Raw genomic sequence first — 16,606 nt, forward strand, 5'->3', positions numbered from 1 at the left:
GCGGCCCTCTTTGCAAGGCGCGAAAACGCGCGGGGGCACGCGGCCGCCGAAAGCGTTTCGCGAGAAACCTGAATCGCAGAGTTTCCCGAAACGCAGAGCAACATATAGACGTTGCACGCGTTTCGACTTTTGCTGATGTCTCACGTTAAAAGGCGAAACGCTTTAGCTGCTCGGAAAATCCTCGGGCATGTCGGCAAAGACGGCGATGAGGCACCCCGATCTGGTGGTCGAATGATGCTCGGTTCCGTCGCGCAGCCAGACCAGATCACCGGGGCCATATTCCGTGCCGTCGTTATCGGTCAGATCCCCTTCGATGATCAGGAACTCCTCGTCGCCCTTGTGACGGTGGGCGATCGTCGTGTGCCCCGGCGCCATGCGATAGACGTAGAATCCCGCGCCAAGGGGCCGCGCGTCGTTGAGTTGCAGCACCTCGCCATCGGGTTTGCCGTCTGTCTCGATGGGTGTGAATTCGGCGGTGTGGATGTTGGCCACGCGCCGGTCTGTCTTGTTAATCGGGTCCATGTTTCTCTCCCTCGATAGGCCGATGTTCAGCTTGTCATACCAGACCTTGGCGTGCCGCGTCCTCAAGATATGGATTGGCGTCGCGCGACGCAGCATATGCCGCCGGATCGACATCCGCATAGATCAGCGCATCGCCCGTCTCGCCTGCGGCCGCCAGAACGGCGCCGTCCGGTGCGGCAATGGACGACAGACCCTGATAGGTAAAACCTTCGTCGCTGTCGGCGTTATCGGCATAGGCGATGAACACCTGACTCTCGAACGCGCGGGCGCGGATGGTGTGCCGCGCGATGAATTCGCTGGGCGTATCCTTGGGCAGCGCGGTGGGCACGGCAATCAGGTCAGCACATGCAACGGCGAGGCGGCGCACGTTTTCGGGAAACTCGACATCATAGCAGATCAGGCAGCCGACATTCAGGCCCTCAAGCCGAACAATGACAGTCGACGGCCCCGCAGCGGTAAAGAGGCTCCGCTCATACGCGCCATAGAGGCACCCCTTGCGGTAGATCTGCGGCGCGTGGGGCGCGGCGCGGTCGATGATGAGGGCGCTGATATGGCACACGCCGCCCGCATCCTCGGGGAAGCCTGCGATGACGCTGATATCATGCTCGGCGGCGGCGGCGCCGAGGGTCTGCGCCCACGCGCCATCGGCCTGCTCGCAGACGCGGGTCAGCACCTCGCCCCGGCCATAGCCCGAAAGGGCAAGCTCCGGCGCGATCAACAGGCGCGCACCGCCGGCGGCGGCCTCTTTCATCGCGTCGATGATGCGCCTGGGGCGCGCTTCGGCGTCAATGGCGGCGGACATCTGAAAAATGGCAATGCGTGTCACATCAGCCTCCTTTATCGTGCAAAATCAATACAAAGGCGACCTTTGACATCGCCAGACTTGAGGCGATTCAGCGCCACGTCCACCTCCTCGAACGACACCGCCTCGACATCCACCCCCAAGGGGTGCGTGGCGGCAAAGGCCAGGAAATCGGCCATCTCCTGACGCGTGCCCACGGACGAGCCAAACACGCGGTGCCCCCCGTCGATCAGCCACATCATCGACAGCGGCATCGGGTCATGCACCATGGCGATGGCGACGATATCGGCCATCGGATTGACCGCCGCCTCGACGGTATCCCAAATCGCCGCGCTGGGGGCAAAGTTCAGCACAGCATCCGCGCCGCCCGCCGCCTTGACCTGCGCGCCTGCGGTCTCGCCCGCCTCGAAGGTCGCGTCGGCACCCAGCCGCTTTGCGGTCTCCAGTTTGGCCGGGTCACGGTCGACCACCATGACCCGCGCGCCCCGCGCCTTGGCGATGAGGATGCCATATTGCCCAAGACCCCCTGCCCCGATGATGAGCACATTCGTGCCCGCCTCGATGCGCGCCTTGCGCAGGGCTGACCATGCCGTGAGACCCGCACAGAGCAGCGGCGCGCCCTTGAGCGGGTCGATCGCCTCGGGGATTTCGATGGCGAAATTCGCAGGGCAAAGCGCGTATTCGGCAAACGCGCCGTGTTTTTGCACGCCGCGCGCGGTGTTTTCGGGGCAAAGCGTCTCATGCCCGGTCATGCAGGGCTTGCACGCAAGGCAGGTGTCAAAGATCCAAGGCAGACCGATGCGCGTGCCGATGGCCGGAGCGCCCCGCGTATTCGGCCCATGCCCCACGACACGCCCGATGCCCTCATGCCCGAGGATCAGGGGGTAAAAGCTGTCCGGCAGATCCTCCTGCCCGTCGCGCAGATGCAGGTCGGAATGGCAGACGCCGCAGGTCTCGAGGCGCACCAGAACCTCGCCCTGCGCCGGTGTCGGCACCGGCACCTGGCGCATTTCCAGCGGCGCGCCGGGGGCCGGGCAGATCGCGGCCTTCATGGTGCGGGGCAGATCATCCGTCGCGGCATCGGACATGGCACATCTCCTTGGAACAATTCGTTTGGGGCGCACCCTAGGGGCAGGTCTCGCGGACTGGAATACACTCTTGCAAAGCGATACATTTCCGTATCTCAATGCGTTATGCAGATCACCGGCTCGGACATCCATTTGCTCAGCGTGTTTGACGCCGTTGTGCGCAGCGGCGGATTTTCCGCCGCGCAGGTCGAACTGGGGCTGAGCCAGCCAACCATTTCCAACCATATCACCGCGCTTGAGCAGCGCTTGGGCGTGACGCTCTGCCAGCGGGGGCGGCGCGGCTTTCTGGTGACGGAAAAGGGGCTGATGGTGCATGAGATCGCCAAGACGCTGCTGGGCACGCTGGACATGCATTCGGGCCATCTGGCCGCGCTCAAGGGTAATCTGGTGGGCCGACTGAAGATCGCGGTGCTCGACAGCGTCTGCACCGATCCGAATTTTCGCCTGCCAGAAGCGATTGCGCGCTTTACCGAGGCCGCGCCCGCCGTCCAGATCGACCTCGGCATAGCGCGCCCTCAGGATATCCTGAACGGGGTTCTGGATGGTGCGATCCACATCGGCATCGGAAGCTTTGACAATGTTCTTAGCGGCTTGCGCGTCACGGACCTATACCGCGAGGATCACGCCCTATATTGCGCGGCAGCCCACCCTTTCTTTGAGCGCGCGGACGCGGACATCCCGGACGCCGAGGTGACCGCCGCCCCATGGGTCCATCGCGGCTATTGGAGCCGCCAGCGCCGCAAGGCCGTCAATCCCACTGATCGGGATCGCTTTGCCGACGAGATCGAGGCGCAGCTCATCTTTATCCTCAGCGGTGCCTACCTGGGCCTTTTGCCGGTGCATATGGCCGAGGGGCATGTCGCCGCCGGGCGATTGCGGCGCCTTGCCTATACCGCCGAGGACTACGACTGCCCAATGCAGATGCTGACCCGGTCAGGTCAGGTGCCGCAGGTCAATACGCTGTTCCTGCAAATCATGCGGGATTGCTACGGCTGAGCCATACATTTGCGTCACTCAATCCAGCCTTTTGCGCTATGATATTTTTCGAGGGGCACCGCACGCCGTAGCGTTTCAGGTCACAACAGCCATCACGGCAAAAGGGAATCACCGATGAGCGATAGCGCCAAACCGCAGTTCAACCAGCCGCTGGGCGGCAATGACATGCCCCGTTTTGCCGGCGCGACGACCATGATGCGCCTGCCCTCTCAGGATACGGCCGAGGGGCTGGATGCCTGCTTTGTCGGGATCCCGATGGATATCGGCACCTCCAACCGCACCGGCACGCGCCACGGCCCCCGCGCCATCCGCGCCGAGAGCGGCATGATGCGCCCCTACAACATGGCCACCGGCGCCGGACCTTTTGCCAAGATGCAGGTGGCCGATATCGGGGACGTGGCCATCAACACGTTTGACTTGAAAAAAACGGTCGATATCATCACCAGCGCCTATGACGACATCCTCGCGCATGATGTCGTGCCACTGACGCTGGGCGGGGATCACACGCTCAGCTACCCGGTCCTGCGCTCGATAGCCAAGAAGCACGGGCCCGTTGCGCTGATTCAGGTGGATGCGCACGCCGATACGAACGACCTGATGTTCGGCGAGAAGATCGCCCACGGCACGCCCTTTCGCCGCGCGGTCGAGGACGGGCTCTTGCAGCAGGACAAGGTGTTTCAGATCGGTCTGCGCGGCACCGGGTATGAACCAAGCGATTTCGACTGGGGCCGCCAGCAAGGATTTACGGTGGTCCCCGCCGAGGATTGCTGGCACAAATCTCTGGCCCCTCTGATGGAGGATATCCGCGCGAAGATCGGCAACGCGCCCTGCTATCTGACCTTCGACATCGACGGGCTCGACCCTTCGGTCGCGCCCGGCACCGGCACGATGGAGTACGGCGGGCTGACCGCCATTCAGGGGCTTGAGATCGTGCGCGGGTGCAAGGGGCTAAACCTTGTCGGCGGTGATCTGGTCGAGGTATCTCCGCAATACGACACGACCGGCGGAACCGCGATGATCGGCGCCAACCTGCTTTACGAAATGCTGTGCGTCCTGCCCAAGACCTGGGCCTGACATAGCTAAAAACAACGAAACCACGGGAGATCATATCATGAAGACGACATACACACGCCGCCGCTTTCTGGGCACGGCAGCCGCAACCGGCGCCGCCACTCTGGCCGCGCCTTCCCTGCTCAGTGCCCAAGGCGCGCCGTTGCGCGTCGGCACCTACGGCGGTTTCTTCGAGGACAGCTTCAAGGCCCACATCTTTCCGGGCTTCACCGAGGAAACGGGCATCGAGGTGGAATCCATCGCCGTGCCCACCGGCGAGACTTGGCTCGTCCAGATCAAGAACGCCGCCCGCGCCCGGACTGCGCCTGCGGATGTGTCGCTGATGGCCGGCACGCCGCGCGCCGAAGGGGCCAAGCAGAAGGTCTTCAAGGCGATTGACGCCTCCAAGATCCCGAACCTTTCGAACCTGCCGGACAGCTTCAAGGAAAGCTATGACGACGGCGGTCTCTATGGTGTCGGCGGCGTGTCGTGGTACATCACCCTTTGCACCAACTCCGAGGTGATCCCCGAGGCGCCCACCAGCTGGTCGGCGCTGTGGGACAGCCAGTATGAGGGCCAGATCGGCCTTCTGGGCCTCGCCACCAACTCCTTCATGCTGGAAGTCACGGCAACCACCTATTTCGATGGCACCGATATCCTGTCGACCAAGGAAGGCATCGAGGAGGTGTTCGCGAAACTGTCCGAGGTCGTGCCGAACGTGCGCCTTTGGTACAAGGACGAGGGCAGCTTCCAGCAGGCGCTTCAGCAGGGCGAGATCCCGATGGGGCAGTATTACCACGACGTCGCGGGCCTTGCCGCCGCCGACGGCTTCCCCGTGGTGTCGACCTTCCCCGAAGAGGGCGGTATTCTGGACAGCGGCTATTGGGTCGTGCCCGAGTATTCGGAGGCCGATGAAAACATCGCGGCATTCATCAACTACATGTCCAAGCCCGAAACGCAGGCCACTCTGGCGCGCAACGTGGGCACTGCGCCCGTCATCGACCCGTCGCTGACCGACCTCAGCGACGATGAGTTGGCCGCCGTCAGCAGCACGGGTGATCCCATCATCCCGCGCTATGACATCTACGGCGAGCATGGCGCCTTCATCTCGGATCGCTGGAGCCAGATGATCGCGGGCTAAAGCATCGCAACCCCGATCCCGGCCCGCCCCTCAAATCAAGGGGCGGGCCTTGCCTCACAAGGATACACGCATGACCGGCCTCACCATCAGCGGCGTCACCAAGAAATTCGGCAGCCTCACTGCGGTTAGGGACGTGAATCTGACGTTCAAGGAGGGCGAGATGGTCTGCTTTCTCGGCCCTTCGGGCTGTGGCAAGACGACCCTTCTACGCATGATTGCGGGGCTGGAAGAGCCGACCGAGGGCAGCATCACCATGGGCGGGCGCGACATGACGCATGTTCCGGTGCATCAGCGCGAGATCGGCATGGTCTTTCAGTCCTTTGCGCTTTTCCCTCACCTGACCGTGGGCGAGAACATCACCTATTCCATGCGCATCCGGGGCCATTCGCGGTCCGAGCGAGAGGACCGCGCGCGTGAACTTCTGGACATGATGCACCTGCCCGGTCTGTCGGATCGGCGTATCAGCCAGCTTTCGGGGGGCCAGCGCCAACGCGTCGCGATTGCGCGGGCCCTCGCGCTGAACCCGCAGGTTTTCCTGCTGGACGAGCCGATGTCGGCCCTCGACGCGAACCTGCGCGAGGCCATGCAGATCGAGCTGCGCAAGCTGCAACAGGAGTTGGGCATCACCACCGTCGTCGTCACCCACGACCAGACAGAGGCGATGACCATGGCCGACACGATCGTCGTCATGGGCGAGGCCCGCGTGCTGCAATCGGGCACCCCGATGGAGATCTACAAATCCCCCGTCGACCGGTTTGTCGCGAATTTCATCGGCAGCTCCAACCTGCTGCCCGCCCGCATGACCGGCGCCGAGACGGCCGAGGTCGGCGGCACCGCGCTGAGCATCGGCACCAATGCCCAAGGGTTCACCAAGGGCGACGAGGTGGTCCTGATGACCCGCCCCGAAGAGATCTTTGTCCGCCCCGCCAGCACGCCTGCACCCGAAAACGCAGTGACAGGTCGCGTCACCTTCGTGCGCGACATCGGCGCCACCATCGAGATCCTGTGCGATTGCGACGGGCATGAGGTAATCTCGGTGCTGACACCCAAGGATTGGCCCGAGGTCGAGATCGGCCAGGAGGTGCATATCGAAATGCCCAAGGACGCATGCAGCGTTCTGGCACCATGATTGCTGGCACCATGACCCTGCGCGCCACCAACGCGAGAACGCCACGCAAGAGGATACTCAGATGAGCAAGCCCGGCATCGCGCGCTACGTCGCCCTCCTCCCGTCATCGGTGATGATCGGGCTGTTTTTTGCCGTGCCTTTCGCGCTGATTCTGGCGGTCAGCGTCGCCAGCCCCTCGGATGAGGCCGATTTCGCCCTCGGGTTCGATCTGCAACATTTCGAGCGGTTCGCAACGTGGTTCTATATCGAACGCGCGCTCTTCTCCGCCGGCCTTTGCGCATTGATTGCCACCATCAGCATGGCCGTCGCGTTTCCCTTCACCTACTTTCTGACGACGTTCAAACGCCGCGCGCAGGAACTGTGGCTGATCTACATCCTCGCGCAGCTCTCGCTATCGGAGGTTCTGATCGCCTTCAGCTGGCAGATCCTTCTGTCGCGCACATCAGGCATCGGCAATATCCTCGAATGGATCGGCATCGTCGAGCAGAGCTTCTCCATGACGCCCTCTGCCGGGGCGGTCGTGGCCGGGCTGGTCTATCTGACCATCCCCTTTTCGGTGCTCCTGCTTTTTCCCGCGCTCAGCCGCATGGATCCCAGCCTGCTGGAAGCGGCCCGCACCTTGGGCGCATCGCCCGTGCGCACGTTCTTTACCGTGGTGATCCCGGTGACGCGGCAGGCCATCATTTCGGGTGCCGTGACGGTGTTCGTTCTGACGCTGGGCGCGATTATCGTCCCGCAGGTCCTTGGCAGTCCGCAGCATTGGACGCTGTCGGTGCTGATCACCGATCAGGCGATCTTCAACTTCAACATGCCCTTCGCTTCGGCGCTGGCCGTGGTCCTGCTGGTGCTGAGCGCCAGCGTGATCGCCGCAGTGTCGTGGCTGGGCCGCGGGAAGGATGCTTAGATGGGCCTTGTCATGACCGCACTTCGCCGCCTCTACATGGCGCTTTTCGCGCTCTTTCTGATCGGACCGATCATCGTCATCACGGCGGTTTCGTTCAACGCGCAGAAGTTCCTTGCCTTTCCGCCGCGCGGCTTTTCCCTGCGTTGGTATGGGGCGATTTTCGGGGAATCCGACTGGTTCGGCGCACTGGTCAATTCGCTGATGATCGCTGCGCTCTCGGCACTTCTTGCGACCGCCATCGCCCTGCCCGTCGCCTATATGGCGTGGCGCTATGGCCTGCGCTACGCCCGCGCGCTTTTCGCCCTCGGGATTGCGCCCTTTATCCTGCCACCAGTCATCATGGCACTCGCATTCCTGATTTTCTTCTCCAGCGCCGGGGTCAACGGGCTGATGATCAACGTCATCATCGGGCATGCGATCTTCCTGTTGGCCCTGCCGCTTGTCACCATATCGCTGGGCCTTGAAAGCATCGACAAGGCGCTGATCGAAGCAAGCCAGACCATGGGCGCCTCGGGCTGGACGGTGTTCCGCACGGTGATCGCGCCCATCGCCGCGCCCTTCGCGCTGGCCGGCTTCGCCTTCTGCTTCGTGCTGAGCCTGAACGAGTATATCATTGCCCTGATGACCGTCGGCTTTACCGTCGAAACCTTGCCGGTCAAGATTTTCAACGCGCTGCGCTATGGCTACACGCCGGTCATCGCCTCGATTGCGGTGCTGTTTCTGATTGTGAACATGGCGGTTTTTTCGCTGATCGCGCGCTTCAGCAATCTGGCGCGCATCCTGGGGGCGATGGACTAAGCGCCACCAGGAGCGCCATCGGCACAGCGCGCCCGAGCGCGCGCGTCTTGCACGCGCCACCCTCATTTCAGACCGCAGCACCTGCGAATGTCACTGTTCGCGGAAGGCACGTCCCATGCTGTCGGTCACGGGCTTCATCAGGTATTCGATGAACGTCCGCTCTTCGGTCTGGATCATGATCTGCGCGGGCATTCCGGGCGTCGGAGTGAACCCGCGCACGCGGGCCAGCTCGCTTGGCGGCACGGACACGCGGGCCACGAAGACTTCCTGCGGCACCTCCTGAACACGGTCCATGATCGCATCCGCCGATACGTAGAACACCTTGCCCATCAGAACCGGTGTTGTGCGCGCGTTCAGCCCGGTGAGGCGCACCGTCGCCTCCTGCCCCTCGCGCACGACGTTGATCTCGGTCCGGGGCACCGAGACCTCGATGATCAGGGGCTCGCCCGAGGGCAGGATTTCGGCGATAGGCTTGCCACTTTCGATGACGCCGCCCGACGTATGGTAATGCAGCCGAACGACGGTGCCCGATACAGGGGCCAGCACTTCGGCACGGCTAAGGACATTCTCGGCGCGGCGCATCTGTTCGCGCACGCTCTCCAGCTCGGATTGCACCGTCTGCAATTCATCCAGCGCGACTTTCTGCCGCTCGCTTTTGGTCTGGGCGATCTGAGCCTCGTAGCGGCGCGTGACCTCGACGATCTCGGCGATCTCGGCGGACAGGCGTCCGATCTGGCCGCCCGCCTCTGCGATGGCGCGGCGCAGGGTGTTGACCTCGGCCTTGCGCACCAGCCCCTTGTCCAGCAGTGACTGCTTGGCCTCAAGGTCTTCGTGCAGGATCTCCATCTGGGTGCGCGCTGCGGTCAGTTGCTCCTCATACCCTGCCGAGCGAACACGCAGCGCCTCGATGCTCTGGGTGAGCAGTGCGAGGTCGTTGCGCAGTTGCTGGGAGGACGCATCAAAGGTGATTCGCTGCGCATCCAGCATCGATGCGATGTCGAAATCACTGCGCAATACCTCGATGCGCGGCGCAAAGGACAAGGTGCTGGCACCGCTGTGCTGCGCCAGCAAGCGGGCCTCCATCGCCTCAAGACGGATCATGCGCAAAAAAAGTTCACGCTCGGTCGCCAGCGCTGATGTCTCGTCCAGCAACACGAGGGGCTGACCGATGACCACCCGGTCACCCTCGGCCACAAGGATCTTCTTGATGATCCCGCCCTCCAGGTGCTGCACGATCTTGTTGCGGCCCGTGGCCACAAAGCTGCCTTGCGTGATGACCGCCGCGGCCAACGGCGCGCGGAACGCCCAGAGGCCAAAGCCCCCGAAGGCCAGCACGAAGAGTAGAAGGCCGAATGTGATAAGCTTGGAGACCGAACGGGGCACATCTTCATACCACTCGGCGCGGGCAGTATAGAGGGTAAGGTCAGACATGCGATTGCCCTCCGGCCTGGGCTTGGCCCGGCAGCGAACTGCCCCCCTCATTCGCGCGCCTCTTGGCCAGTTGCTCCAGCACCTGCGCACGGTGCCCGAAGAGGGCGAGGTTGCCATCGGCCAACAGCATGATCTTGTCGACGACGCTCAGCAGCGATGGCTTTTGAGTGATGACGACCACGGTGATGCCATGCTCGCCAGCATGGCGGATGGCATTGGCCAGCGCCTTGTCCCCCGCCGCATCGAGGTTGGAGTTGGGCTCGTCCAGCACCAGAAAGCGGGGATTGCCGTAGAATGCGCGTGCAAGGGCGATGCGCTGCTTTTGTCCGCCCGACAGGGGCGAGCCATCGGCAGAGACCTGGGTCTCATAGCCGTGCGGCAGCATCGCAATCATGTCATGCACATCCGCCAAAAGCGCGGCGCGGTGAATATCCTCGTCGCGTGCATCGAGCCGCATCCGGGCGATGTTGTCCTTGATCGTGCCGGGAAACAGCTGAACGTCCTGCGGCAGATAGCCGATATTCTCACCCAGCTGGCGTGTGTCCCAGTTGCGCAGGTCCATCAGGTCCAGGCGCACGTTGCCCGATGTAGGCAGGATCGACCCCACCAGCATCTTGCCCAGAGTGGTCTTGCCCGCGCCGGAATTACCGATGATGGCCAGTGAATCGCCGGGATTGAGGCTGAAGGTCAGCCCATTGAGGATCACCTGCTTGGTGCCGCCGGGCACATACAAAAGCCGCTCGACATTGAGCCGCCCCTCCGGATTTGGCAGCCGCAGCTTTTCAAAACGCTGGACGGAGTTGTGCATCAGGGACTTGATCCGCCCAAAGGCCGAGCGCGACAGGGAAAAGCCGTTCCACCCCTCGATCGCGCCTTCGATCGGCGCGAGGGCGCGGCCCGCGATGATCGACGCGGCGATGACCATGCCTCCCGTAATTTCGCCCTGAATGGCCAGATACGCGCCCCAGCCCAGCATCGCGACCTGCGTCAAGAGGCGCGCCGCCCGCGAGACAGCCGCCCAGATGATGTTGCGATCCTGCGCGCAGACCTGCGAGGTCAGCGAGCTGGCGGTATCACGCCCCCAGAGCGCGACGGCCTCGGGCACCATGGCCAGCGCGTTGATGATCTGGCTGTTGCGCGACATGGAATCCAGATGCATGTTTGCGCGGCTCTGAGCGACATTCGCCTCGGCAAAGGGCTTGGCCGTGACCTTCTGGTTGATGAGCGCGATCACCATCAGAAGGATGGCCGTGACAATGACGATCGTTCCCAAATGCGGATGCACCATGAAAATGGCAAAGATAAAGAGCGGCGCAAACGGCACATCAAGAAACGAGATCAACGTGCCCGACGTCAGGAAGCCCCTCAACTGCTGCAAATCGCCAAGCGTCTGATATTGACGCCCATTGTCGTAAAGGGAGGCATGTGCCGCCGCGCTCAGCACGGGCGACCCCAGTCGCACAGCGACCTCGACCGCAGTGCGCATCAGGATAAAGCGGCGCACAGCATCAAAGATGGCCTGAAAGATGACCGCCCCGACGATCACCGCCGTCAGCATGATGAGCGTATCCAGCGACCGGCTGGTCAGCACCCGGTCCGATATCTGAAAAAGATAGATGGGGATCGCCAGCACCAGAAGGTTCGTGGCGAAGGTCAGCACCATCACAAAGGCAAGATTGCGACGAACGACGCTGACACCCTTGTTCAATTGCTGGACGAACTGGTCCGGTCCTGCGCGTTTGTGAAAGCCGGACGCCCTACCGCCGTTTCCGCCACCATTTCCGCCGCCGCCAGCCTTGCGAGGCGGTTTGCCATCGCCGGAGACCGCCATGATGGGGCCGGTGTCCCCTTCGATCTGCGCGCCGCCCAGCCCCTTTGCGGGCCGGTCCTTGTGAACGGTGCCGTCCGCCGTGTCGTCGATGCGGGGGCCCAGTATTAGCGGTGGCAGTTTTTCAAGATGCGGATCCGCACCTCGCGCCTGCGCATCGCCTTTGCCGCGCGAGGTGGACGACGCGTCTGCGTCCAAAGATGCGTCGCCGTTCAGGCTGGCCGCGCATCTGGCTTTGATATCGTCAAGGCTCATAGTGGTCATTCTTTCTTAAGCAAGCATGGTCTGCATGACGTCGGGCGTTGCGTAGCCTTCGCCGCATGTTGGGGTGATCGGGTCGTCCATCGGGCCAATGTCCGGCTCGAGCATCCCGTCGGCCAGAAACGCCACGGCAGATGGCTCGAGGGGGGGCATCATCGTGCCCAGCGGATCGGCGTCGGTATCAATCAACTCGGCCTGGTAGAGCAGCGCGTCATCATAAAAATCCCCCCCCACCATGACGGTCGAGTCGGTGCCGTATTGCGTGACGCTGGCCAGATTCATCAACGCGTTCGAGCCGGTGATGATCTCGGCGCCCACGCCCGCTGCACTCTCGATCTGGTGCTGTGCCAGGTGCACCTGATCCGAATCGCCCAGGATATTGGTCTGCTCCAGCCAGTTCACCGAAACCAGATCCCCTTCGATGAAGAGCGCGCGCAGCGTCTCGATGCCGTTGAACAGCGCATCTTGCGCCACTTCGGCGCCCAGCGCGCTTGCTCCTGCGGCCATGCTCTCGGCGGCGGCCGCGAAATTCGCCTGCATTTCGGCGTAGCTGTCGACCCCGATCTCGTTGATCTGCGCCGCGTTGAACACAAGATTGCCGCCGACCTGCACACCCGCCTGCCCCCCCATCTGAAACCCGTCGAAAGACGAATTCGAATAGGTGATCGCGTCATTGTCGATCAGCACATTCATCTGTTTGATCCAGTTGACCGAAATCATCGCCCCGCCGACAAAGATCAGGTCATACCCAAACCCGAGTTGCGCCAGATCGGTGAGGTTGACGATGGTGTTGTCGCCCAGCCCAACGAAGAGGTCGGAACTGCCGAATGTGATTTCGGCACGGTCATGATCGGTCTGGAAACTGTACTGATGGACGTGGTTGACGGCGATCAGATCACCCTCGATCCGGGTCACGGCCCAGTTGGACGGCAGCACCAGCGGGCCGCTGTCCTCCGCCGCGTCTTCCTCTGTTTCATCCGCCGCGTTGGACGACGCGAGGGAGAAGGCTGCACTGTTGATCGCGCTGTTTGGCAGGGCGCTGCCGGCGCTGCCCGTCGCGTGTTGCACGATCATGTTCGTCTGGATCACCGCGTTCAGGTGAAAGACGTCGCCCATGACCGCGATCACCGGCGCGTCCAGCCAGGCAGAGGAAATGGCGACCTGATTGATCATCGTGTTGCCGCCCGCGACCATCAGGTTCTGGCTGTCGATATCGGGCCTGTATGGCAGGGAGCCATCGTCGCCGGAAAGCCCGGCAAACGGATCAGGTGCCTCTATGGCCGCGTCGTCATCGGTGTCTGTCTCTTCGCCCCCGTCATCTGTGCGACCGGCCTTGGCGACGAGGTAGGCAGGCATCACGTCGTCCAGATCGACCTGCTCCGAAGCCTCCTCGCCGTTCTGGAAGAGGCCGAAAGTCGATTGCCCATGCGCAACGTATTCGGACACAACACTGACATCACTGCCTTGAAATGCGCCAATCATTGCATGAAGCGACTCAGCCTCATCCTGGGCATCGGGACCGGGCATAAGGGCGCTGGCATCCAGCGCGCCTGTCAGGCTGGCGGCAATGTTCTGGTAGCCCACAAGATGCGCCAGATGGACGGCGGGGTCGACAAACTGCGCCGTGCCATCGCCCATCAAGAGCAGATCGTCATCATAGAGCCATGCAAACTGGGACGTAATGACCGCCACGCTTCCCGGCGGCTCCAGCCGCAGCGCTCCGGTGCTGATACTGAAGCTTCCGGTTGAGACGGGGATGATGCCAATCACCTGCAATTCAGCGCCGCGCCCGCCACTGATATCGACGTAATCGCCGAACGGCATGAACTTCGGCAGCAGCGGATCAAGCGTGGCGCCCGGAGGCGGCACATCCGAGTAGCTGAGGCGGGGTGCGAAGCCGCCCAAATCATGGCTTGCCTTGAAGGTAACCGAGAGGCTGGAAATCGGGTCCGTATCCGGTTCGTCAGCCAACAGGGCCTTGAACGCGCCATATTCGTCGCGCATCCGCTGGTTTTCAGTCTCGAGGTGAAAAATCCCGATCATGTGCGCGACCATTTCGGTCACTTTATCCATCGTCATAGCAGCCTCGCTAAAAAATGTGGCTGCCTGCCCCAAGTCGTCAGATTATTGTTTTTCTTGCGCAATCGGTGCGATCTCGCCGGCGCTCATCCCCAAGGGGGAAAAATCCCGGGCCCGGCTTGCGCCGGACCCGGGGGAATTGCACGTCAGCGCTTAGATGGTTTCGCTGTCGTCACCGACGTAGTTGGAGCTGAACGAGCCGCCGACGACAGTCATGTCGACGGTATTGCCCAGAACGTTCGCGCCCAAGACGATGGTCTGATTGAACGCGCTGGTGTCGATCTGCGACGCTGCCGAAGAGAAGGATTCGCCAGTGACATATCCGTCGTCACCGTTGTTCGACCCCCACATCCCGGCATTGCCACCAGCACCGCCACCGCCTGCGAAGGCATCAGCGCCATCACCGCCGTGGCCGCCACCTGCGTAGGCCGGACCCACGTAGGCCTGACCACCGAAGGCATCACCGGACCCGCCGCCCTTCGCATAGCCGTAGCCACCTTGGCCGCCGTCTCCGCCGTAGGCGGTGTTAATGCCGCCATTGCCGCCGGAGGTGTTCAGGGCACCCGAATGGGCACCTGCACCGCCACCTGCACCGCCGGTAGCGTCACCGGCTCCAGCCAGGCCGACGCCCAAGCCAGATGCGCCCGAAAGTGCACCGGCATCGCCGCCGTCACCGCTTGCGCCAAAGCCCATGCCCTTACCAGCAGCCAAGGCATCCGCGTCTGAATTGCCAGTCGCGCCATTCTGCGCTCCGGCCAGACCCAGGTTCAGAAGGCCCAGACCCGCGCCCAGCGCACCGGCATCGCCAGTGTTCGAGCTGTCGGCTCCGGCTCCTGCCGCTCCGACACCGGCGCCGATGCCACCGGCATCGCCCGAGTCGCCGCCGCCTGCGGCCGCACCGGACAGGCCCGCGCCACCACCAAGACCTGCAGCGATCGATCCGGCGTCACCGCCGTCACCACCGTCAGCGTCTGCGCCAGATGCCGCACCGCCGAGGCCAAGGCCGACACCGACCGATGTCGCAGCCGCGCCATTGCCGCCTGCGCCGCCGGTCACTCCAGCAGTTCCTCCTTGGCCACTTGCGCCGCCAAGAGCGCCCGCTGCGCCGCCAATGCCCAGGCCACCATAGGAGCCGCCACCCGTCGAGTTGGCCGTGCCGGCACCATTGCCACCATCAGAACCGGCAGAAATCCCTTCTCCGGCTTTCGCAAAACCGCCAGATGAGGTGTTGGTCTGGGTCATGGTGCCACTGTTCGAGACATGATCGAGGTGATCATTGTCGACCAGCTTGTTGGTCTGGGTGTTGACCGTCGCCGAATCGTTGCCTGAGCCGTTGAGGGCATCATTCAGGATGTCGTCGAGGTTCAGGTCATCGCCCGGATCATAGTCGATATCGCCCTTGGCCATGATGAAATCACCGGCCGTCGATCCGTGCATGTCGATATCTGCGAAATCGTCGTCGGTCGGCTCCCACCCTGTCATGCCAATATCAACGCCCACATGGACATCGGTATGCGAGGTGTTCTGGTTATGGTTGCCGTTCAGGTTCCCGTTGGCGTTGAGGTTTCCATTGCCATTCAGATTACCGTTGGCATTGGAGGTGGCATTGGCGTTTCCGTTATGGTTGCCGTTGCCGTTGGCATTTCCGTTGCCGTTCAGGTTCCCATTGCCATTGCCGTTGCCGTTCAGGTTGCCGTTGCCGTTGCCATTCCCGTTGTGGTTCCCATTGTCGTTGTCATTGTCGCTATGGGACTTCTGGAATTGGCCCTGACCCTGAAGCTGGGCCTGAAGCGCGGCTTGGGCCTGCAGCTGATCCTGTTCCTGGTCCTGGGACTGTTCTTGGTCGGGGTGGTCATGCCCGCCCCAGAAGTTGAGGCTGTTCCATGAATGCTTATTGCTCATCAGAGTATCTCCTAAAAATACATCTGCTGGACCGCCAGTCTATCAAAAGCGGTCATCGATCAGATGAAGTTTCTGTTTTTGATGGAAGTCTTGTCAGGCTGCGCGCCAATGGGTCGTGGATCGGAGAGAACCGATTTGGCGCCCGGAGGTCGCACCTGTGGCGTTGTTTTCGTGATGGAATCCCCCCCTGATATCTCACACCTCGACCGGGCCCTGCGAAACATGGCAAAATTGGCAGTCACTCGTGAACGATGAGGACCTGTTCGGATGTGATGGTTTGACCTGCGCCGCAGCAGACTTTAGCGGCCAGACAATCGTCGGCCATCATGCCTCGCCGCGATAGCTGCACAAAAGCGCTAGACCGTTCAGCGCCACAAATACGCCACAAAGCCTTGTAAACAAAGGGACAGTCCAGATGGACCATCAAAAGGACTAGTCACAAGCATTTATTTGCGGCGGGCGAAGTTAGTGTCAGGATCAGGAACGTCAAAGCAGAATCACCAATGCCATCAAAATTGGACAGACAATTTGGTGTAAATATGCTAAACTTTTACTCAGTTGATTAGTTCTGGTCCCTTCTCGTTCCGTGTGGGTAGTCGGGCGCACCGGTGCTTGAGCCGCTCCCATATTTCGTGCCTTCGGTAGGCGCGTCCGACGCGGAGACCTCAGCCATCG

General features: G+C 62.3%; 13 protein-coding genes. 6 read left to right on the forward strand and 7 right to left on the reverse strand.

Going from position 1 to position 16,606, the window contains the following annotated elements:
• Positions 1-162: 162 nt before the first annotated feature.
• Genes V8352_RS13795 through V8352_RS13805 form a run of 3 tightly spaced genes read right to left on the reverse strand, consistent with a single transcriptional unit; the run spans position 163 to position 2,412 of the window.
• Positions 163-522, reverse strand: a complete 360-nt coding sequence (locus V8352_RS13795) for a cupin domain-containing protein (protein WP_336424876.1) — start codon at positions 520-522, stop codon at positions 163-165.
• Between the two features lie 34 nt (positions 523-556).
• Positions 557-1,348, reverse strand: a complete 792-nt coding sequence (locus V8352_RS13800; protein WP_336424877.1) for a carbon-nitrogen hydrolase family protein — start codon at positions 1,346-1,348, stop codon at positions 557-559.
• An 11-nt stretch (positions 1,349-1,359) separates the two neighbouring features.
• Entirely contained in the window at positions 1,360-2,412 is a 1,053-nt protein-coding gene (locus tag V8352_RS13805) for an alcohol dehydrogenase catalytic domain-containing protein (RefSeq protein WP_336424878.1), read from the reverse strand.
• 105 nt (positions 2,413-2,517) lie between these two features.
• On the opposite strand from V8352_RS13805, the gene V8352_RS13810 reads away from it, so the two are divergent.
• From V8352_RS13810 to V8352_RS13835, 6 genes are all read left to right on the forward strand, one after another.
• Positions 2,518-3,408, forward strand: coding sequence for a LysR family transcriptional regulator (locus V8352_RS13810; RefSeq protein ID WP_336424879.1), 891 nt, complete (start codon positions 2,518-2,520; stop codon positions 3,406-3,408).
• 114 nt (positions 3,409-3,522) lie between these two features.
• The gene (speB, locus tag V8352_RS13815) at positions 3,523-4,482 is read left to right on the forward strand and encodes an agmatinase (protein WP_336424880.1); all 960 of its coding nucleotides are present in this window, start codon (positions 3,523-3,525) and stop codon (positions 4,480-4,482) included.
• Positions 4,483-4,519: 37 nt separating this feature from the next.
• Positions 4,520-5,599, forward strand: coding sequence for an ABC transporter substrate-binding protein (locus V8352_RS13820; RefSeq protein ID WP_336424881.1), 1,080 nt, complete (start codon positions 4,520-4,522; stop codon positions 5,597-5,599).
• A gap of 70 nt (positions 5,600-5,669) precedes the next feature.
• Positions 5,670-6,728, forward strand: a complete 1,059-nt coding sequence (locus tag V8352_RS13825; protein WP_336424882.1) for an ABC transporter ATP-binding protein — start codon at positions 5,670-5,672, stop codon at positions 6,726-6,728.
• A 61-nt stretch (positions 6,729-6,789) separates the two neighbouring features.
• Positions 6,790-7,632, forward strand: a complete 843-nt coding sequence (locus V8352_RS13830; RefSeq protein ID WP_336424883.1) for an ABC transporter permease — start codon at positions 6,790-6,792, stop codon at positions 7,630-7,632.
• Positions 7,633-8,430, forward strand: a complete 798-nt coding sequence (locus V8352_RS13835; RefSeq protein ID WP_336424884.1) for an ABC transporter permease — start codon at positions 7,633-7,635, stop codon at positions 8,428-8,430. It begins immediately after the preceding gene.
• A 90-nt stretch (positions 8,431-8,520) separates the two neighbouring features.
• Here V8352_RS13835 and V8352_RS13840 read toward each other — a convergent pair whose 3' ends face one another.
• From V8352_RS13840 to V8352_RS13855, 4 genes are all read right to left on the reverse strand, one after another.
• Positions 8,521-9,861 carry an HlyD family type I secretion periplasmic adaptor subunit gene (locus V8352_RS13840; RefSeq protein WP_336424885.1) on the reverse strand — a complete coding sequence of 447 codons (1,341 nt, stop codon included), beginning with the start codon at positions 9,859-9,861 and terminating at the stop codon, positions 8,521-8,523.
• Positions 9,854-11,944 (reverse strand): type I secretion system permease/ATPase, encoded by a 2,091-nt coding sequence (locus V8352_RS13845; RefSeq protein WP_336424886.1) that lies wholly within the window; start codon positions 11,942-11,944, stop codon positions 9,854-9,856. The genes V8352_RS13840 and V8352_RS13845 overlap by 8 nt, the downstream gene beginning before the upstream one ends.
• Before the next feature lie 15 nt (positions 11,945-11,959).
• Complete coding sequence (locus V8352_RS13850) at positions 11,960-14,029, reverse strand: type I secretion protein ATPase (protein WP_336424887.1); 2,070 nt, start codon at positions 14,027-14,029, stop codon at positions 11,960-11,962.
• 153 nt (positions 14,030-14,182) lie between these two features.
• Positions 14,183-15,931 (reverse strand): hypothetical protein, encoded by a 1,749-nt coding sequence (locus V8352_RS13855; protein WP_336424888.1) that lies wholly within the window; start codon positions 15,929-15,931, stop codon positions 14,183-14,185.
• Between the last annotated feature and the right edge of the window lie 675 nt (positions 15,932-16,606).

The organism is Roseovarius sp. D0-M9, assembly GCF_037083805.1.
GTDB lineage: Bacteria > Pseudomonadota > Alphaproteobacteria > Rhodobacterales > Rhodobacteraceae > Roseovarius.

Excerpts from the sequence above, each read along its gene's own strand:
- V8352_RS13795 (WP_336424876.1), bottom strand. The coding sequence starts at position 522 with ATGGACCCGATTAACAAGACAGACCGGCGCGTGGCCAACATCCACACC.
- V8352_RS13805 (WP_336424878.1), bottom strand. The coding sequence starts at position 2,412 with ATGTCCGATGCCGCGACGGATGATCTGCCCCGCACCATGAAGGCCGCG.
- V8352_RS13810 (WP_336424879.1), top strand. The coding sequence starts at position 2,518 with ATGCAGATCACCGGCTCGGACATCCATTTGCTCAGCGTGTTTGACGCC.
- speB (WP_336424880.1), top strand. The coding sequence starts at position 3,523 with ATGAGCGATAGCGCCAAACCGCAGTTCAACCAGCCGCTGGGCGGCAAT.
- V8352_RS13820 (WP_336424881.1), top strand. The coding sequence starts at position 4,520 with ATGAAGACGACATACACACGCCGCCGCTTTCTGGGCACGGCAGCCGCA.
- V8352_RS13825 (WP_336424882.1), top strand. The coding sequence starts at position 5,670 with ATGACCGGCCTCACCATCAGCGGCGTCACCAAGAAATTCGGCAGCCTC.
- V8352_RS13830 (WP_336424883.1), top strand. The coding sequence starts at position 6,790 with ATGAGCAAGCCCGGCATCGCGCGCTACGTCGCCCTCCTCCCGTCATCG.
- V8352_RS13835 (WP_336424884.1), top strand. The coding sequence starts at position 7,633 with ATGGGCCTTGTCATGACCGCACTTCGCCGCCTCTACATGGCGCTTTTC.
- V8352_RS13840 (WP_336424885.1), bottom strand. The coding sequence starts at position 9,861 with ATGTCTGACCTTACCCTCTATACTGCCCGCGCCGAGTGGTATGAAGAT.
- V8352_RS13845 (WP_336424886.1), bottom strand. The coding sequence starts at position 11,944 with ATGAGCCTTGACGATATCAAAGCCAGATGCGCGGCCAGCCTGAACGGC.
- V8352_RS13850 (WP_336424887.1), bottom strand. The coding sequence starts at position 14,029 with ATGACGATGGATAAAGTGACCGAAATGGTCGCGCACATGATCGGGATT.
- V8352_RS13855 (WP_336424888.1), bottom strand. The coding sequence starts at position 15,931 with ATGAGCAATAAGCATTCATGGAACAGCCTCAACTTCTGGGGCGGGCAT.